The organism is Aneurinibacillus aneurinilyticus ATCC 12856 (assembly GCF_000466385.1).
In the GTDB taxonomy this organism is placed as follows: domain Bacteria; phylum Bacillota; class Bacilli; order Aneurinibacillales; family Aneurinibacillaceae; genus Aneurinibacillus; species Aneurinibacillus aneurinilyticus.
Genome location: NZ_KE952921.1, coordinates 1 through 4,915 on the forward strand (window position 1 = coordinate 1; position 4,915 = coordinate 4,915).

5 protein-coding genes are annotated in these 4,915 nt (G+C 38.0%); 2 read left to right on the top strand and 3 right to left on the bottom strand.

The window, feature by feature from the left end; genetic code table 11:
- Positions 1 to 7: 7 nt before the first annotated feature.
- The 3 genes from HMPREF0083_RS25775 to HMPREF0083_RS29605 are packed head-to-tail and all read right to left on the bottom strand — an operon-like array spanning position 8 to position 922.
- Positions 8 to 379, bottom strand: coding sequence for a hypothetical protein (locus HMPREF0083_RS25775; RefSeq protein WP_040305191.1), 372 nt, complete (start codon positions 377 to 379; stop codon positions 8 to 10).
- A complete protein-coding gene (locus HMPREF0083_RS27665; protein WP_245191380.1) occupies positions 354 to 707 on the bottom strand; it encodes an RNA polymerase sigma factor in 354 nt (117 codons plus the stop codon). The genes HMPREF0083_RS25775 and HMPREF0083_RS27665 overlap by 26 nt, the downstream gene beginning before the upstream one ends.
- A gap of 35 nt (positions 708 to 742) precedes the next feature.
- Positions 743 to 922: a sigma factor gene (locus HMPREF0083_RS29605; RefSeq protein ID WP_051354805.1), complete on the bottom strand. Its 180-nt coding sequence runs from the start codon at positions 920 to 922 to the stop codon at positions 743 to 745.
- A gap of 483 nt (positions 923 to 1,405) precedes the next feature.
- On the opposite strand from HMPREF0083_RS29605, the gene bioF reads away from it, so the two are divergent.
- Complete coding sequence (bioF, locus tag HMPREF0083_RS25785; protein WP_021624943.1) at positions 1,406 to 2,599, top strand: 8-amino-7-oxononanoate synthase; 1,194 nt, start codon at positions 1,406 to 1,408, stop codon at positions 2,597 to 2,599.
- A 256-nt stretch (positions 2,600 to 2,855) separates the two neighbouring features.
- A complete protein-coding gene (locus HMPREF0083_RS25790; RefSeq protein WP_021624944.1) occupies positions 2,856 to 4,076 on the top strand; it encodes a cytochrome P450 in 1,221 nt (406 codons plus the stop codon).
- The last annotated feature ends 839 nt before the right edge of the window (positions 4,077 to 4,915 follow it).

The window sequence follows — 4,915 nt, forward strand, 5'->3', positions numbered from 1 at the left end:
AAAATCGTCAGGTTTTAAGTGGTGGGTAGTTCACGTTCTCTATTATTTTCGAACTGTCGTAGATTTTATCTTGTGCTTCCCAGATTTCCGTTTGTTTTTTTGATTTTACTTCTTCTTGAGTTTTCATGACTATCTTACCTTTTTCATCTTTAATTTCCATTAATTGCGAACCCGCGTAAACAGTAATAGAAGTAAACAGCAACAGCGAACCTACAACAGCGATGGGGGCTGTTTTTCTATACCATACGGGTTTCTTTTTATAACGTTCTTGATTAATTCTTTTCATCACCTGATTCTTCACATCGACTTTTTCCTGTACAAAATTAAGTTCATGGTTTTTAATTTCTTGCTCATCAAGAGAGAGTTGCACATTCTTCATGTTCTTTCGCCTCACTTTCATTTATCTGCTTTTTTACTTTGTTTTTAGTTCGTTCATATTGTTTTTTTACTGCTACTGTACTTTTTCCAAAAATAAGCCCTATTTCATCAAACGTCTTCTCCTCGAATATTCGTAAAATCAATAGGTTTCGTTCCTGTAAGGACAATTTTGATAGAGCATATGTAAGTGACTCACTGAATAGTTGCTTTTCGAACGTTTGCTCAATGCTTTCGGTTACAGGATTAAAAGTAAATAAACGTTTGATTCTTTGGTAGGTTTTCCGTTTCCTGGATAAATCTAAACAATGATTGTAAGCTATTTTGTAAATCCATGATGAAAATGAACAGACCGGTTTATACTGCTCTAATTTTTGATACGTTTTAAAAAAATATCTTGTGTTGCATCTTCCGCTTCTTGCCGATTTCCCAGTAAACGATAGCGATACATAAAAATCGGTTTTTGAAAAGTTTCGATGATGTTGGTGAATGCTTCGTTTTCTCCCTTTTCAACGATTTGTAAAATCCATTCTTCCATTAAAGTCATCGTTTCACCTCCCTGACGTTTATGTATTACATATAACGATTTAAAATGAAATAAAGGGACATTTCTTTTGGAGAATTTTTCACACAGGAACACTTTCTACTCAACTTTAAATTAATTCTTATAACTTGGGGGGATGTCATGATGAATGTGCGTATTAGTAGTTTTTTAGAATACGGCAAAGAATTTAAAATCAGCAGGTGATGTACAGGGAATTATTAATAAAGATCGTCCTCCATATCAATGGAAAGCAAAAATGCAGAACTAGAGAAATGAGGATGTTGACTCATAGTTGTCAGAATTTTTTTTGTGTGTTAACCTAATTTCATATTGTTAACCAAATCATAGTTTAATGTTAACAATAAAAAGAGGATTAGGAGTGAGCTGATGGGTACGGTCAACCATATGTTACTAATGATCGAATATGCTCCAAACTTGACAGCATGCTAGAGCCATAATCTACTAAAAAGCGAGGTAGATAAATAAGTGGATTCAATAAGAAAATATTGGAAAGAAGAAATCATAGACGAATTAACCCACCTTCAACAAATTTTACAAAAAAGAAGTTTAGTTAAGGCAGATGGTGGACAGTCAACCTGGCTTCACATGGATGATCGAAAACTATTAAACTTGTCATCCAATAATTATTTAGGTTTAGCAGGTGATGAGCGGATAATCAAAGCAGGAATGGTAGCGGCTGAGCGGTACGGGGGCGGGGCAGCGGCATCACGGTTAATTGTGGGAAACCATCCTGCCTATGATGAAGCTGAATCCACCTTAAAGCAGTGGAAGGGAACGGAGGCAGGACTGATCCTAGGTAGCGGATACACTGCCAATGTTGGAATAATCTCCGCATTGATGGGCCGAAACGGAATCGTTTTTAGTGATAAATTCAATCATGCTAGTATCGTAGACGGCATCCTTTTAAGCCGTGCTGAACATAAGCGGTATTTTCATCGGGATCTTAACCATTTGGAAGCCCTCTTGAAAGGCGCTGATCCGCATAAACGTAAATTAATCGTGACTGATACTGTTTTTAGTATGGATGGAGATGTTGCGCCGTTGGAAGGTTTGGTGGAGTTAAAAGATCGTTATCACGCAATTTTAATGGTGGATGAAGCCCATAGCAGCGGAATTTTTGGCTATAGGGGAGAAGGCCTTACCCATCATTTGGGACTTCAGGATAAAGTGGACATCCAGATGGGGACATTTAGCAAAGCTTTGGGCTGTTATGGAGCGTATGTGGTAGGAAGTCAATGGCTGATCGATTTTCTTGTTAATAAAATGCGAAGTTTCATCTATACAACAGGATTGCCTCCTTTTATTCTGGGATCGATTTGTTCGGCGATGCAAATTGTGCAAACGGAACAGGGACGCCGTGAAAAATTATTCAATCATAGCGAGTATTTTCGTACGTCTTTATCCAGATTTGGTTTTCGTATGGATGAAAGTGAAACGCAAATTATTCCTCTTATCATCGGATCCAATGAACAAACGGTGCGGTTTAGCCAACGCTTGCAGGAGGAAGGGATTGCTGCCGTAGCTGTACGTCCGCCTACGGTCCCTGAACAGCAAGCGAGGATTCGTTTTACGGTCATGGCCACACATCAGCGAAACGAGTTAGATTGGGCCATTGAAAAAATAGTCCAGGTTGGTAGGGAAATCGGAGTGATATTGTGAGTTTCAGCCATCTAATTTTGCTACCACGATGGGGGATGCTGGTGCTATATAAGGTTATTCCAAGAATAGGGCTTTATAGGCAGGCAAAGTTGAGTTATCAAGTTGTTAATATAAATTTGTAATTAAGTTAACAAAGATGAAGGATATGATTTGAAAAAGCGAGCTACTAATTTCCCGAAGTATTGGGCTTAGTAGTTAAAGCCAGCTTAACCGCAGAAAGGTAAAAACAATTGCGATTGTACGATAGGAGGCTAATATGATACATGATGTAAATCAAACCATGCCGTTTTCATTTACTTCTCCTGAGTTTATGCAAAATCCTTATCCCTTCTATGATATGCTTCGTTCTCAGCATCCGCTCCATTGGGGAACACTATTCAAATATCCGGGATGGTACGTGACAGGATATGAAGAAGCGCTAACCATTCTTAAAGATACCCGTTTTAAAAATCGCATCCCCTTGCCTGAGACATCAAAAAAATATGAACAGCTAAAAAATATCCAGAATAACATGCTTCTTTTTAAAAATGAACCTGACCATAAGCGTTTACGTTTGCTTGTAAGTAATGTATTTACCCCAAGAATTGTGGAAAGCTATCGTCCTTACATCCAAAAAACGGTAAACGATTTGCTGCAACAGGTTCAAAATAAAAAAACAATGGATGTGGTTTCAGATTTTGCTTTTCCTTTAGCCAGTCTGATTATCGCAAAAATACTAGGGATACCCCAAGAAGAGCAATATCAGTTTAGAGAATGGGCGGCAAGCTTAATCCCAACCATTGATTTTACCCGCTCGAGAAAGGCATTAATCAACGGGAATATCATGATTATCGTCTTACAGGACTATTTTAAAGAGCTAATTAAAAAATGCAAACGCAGCCCGGAAGAGGGTCTTATCAATCAGTTAATCAATGAGGAACAGCAGGGCGACAGATTAACAGACGAGGAAATACTGGCAACATGTATCTTACTTGTTATTGCCGGTCATGAAACGACGGTCAATCTTATCAGCAATTCGATCCTTGCCTTACTGAATCATCCTCGCCAGCTGATGGAGTTAAAGGGGAAACCATGGCTTATTGAAAGCGCAGTCGAAGAGTTTTTACGTTATGAGAGCCCAACACAAATGACCGCACGTATAGCTTCGGAGGATATCGAAATCAAGCAAACGACCATAAAAAAAGGCGATCAAATATATATTCTTTTGGGAGCAGCCAATCGGGATCCGAGAAAATTCAAGAATGCTCATTTACTTGATATAACGAGGAATCCGAATCACCATCTGGCATTTGGATATGGTGCACATTTTTGTTTAGGTGCCCCGTTGGCCCGTTTAGAGGCACAGCTTGCGATACAAACACTCCTTGACCGGGCAGACAACCTTAAATTAGCTGCTCCTGAACCGCAATGGCGAAAATTGATTGGGTTTAGAGCGTTAAATGAATTGCCCATTACATTTGACAGAGTTGGGATTTAAAACTCTGTTTTCGTTGCTTTTGCAGCAGTCATTTGATACCGAGCCTGTATGGGGGATTCAGCCGGGATACGTGTAAAATTTGGTCATAGGTTTACTTTTATTTCCATAACATTGTTCGTTCTAAGAAATAGCATCAAAAATACGGATTTTATAAGATAAGCGATTTCCTACGTAGAAAAAACCGATCTCCTGTATGTTAGGGAATCGGTTTTTGTTTAATAGCATAAAATTATTTATGTAACTACCTGACTTCGCAAATGTGTCTTCAAAATAAAATAGATTTTTATTTATCTTGTTATATCAACTTGCTATTTATTTCATAATCGTTCTCTTTTTTCTAGGCTGAGTCCTTTCATGTAAGGATAATGTAAGGGTGTAGACAGATACAAGAAAGGTTCCTTCGTTAAAATGAGGAATGATAGGGAAATTTTCTAAAAGAAAAGATGATAGGAAAGGATACACCATGTGGAGCTTGCTTTATGTCTACACCCCCTGAAAAAGATGCGATTATGGTCCTTTTTAACACTAAAGGTGAGCTTACAATGTCTAGCGTGACTACCCCGGATTTTTTAGAATACAAAATGATGTTTGAATAGCATATATGATACAAAAAAAGCCGTTCTAACTGGAACGGCTCAGAGTGTGGAGAAAACCCTATCGCCATCAAGCTAGGAGCAACAAATACCCCCAAAACGAAAAATCCTAATCTCTTCGTGATATAAATGAGAAATTAGGATTTAATTATTCAACACGTGTGGCGCTGTTTTATTGACCAGCCTTTCGTAGTAGAATTTTGTATGTATACAGTATATTAATTACTTTTATGGAATTTTATTAAT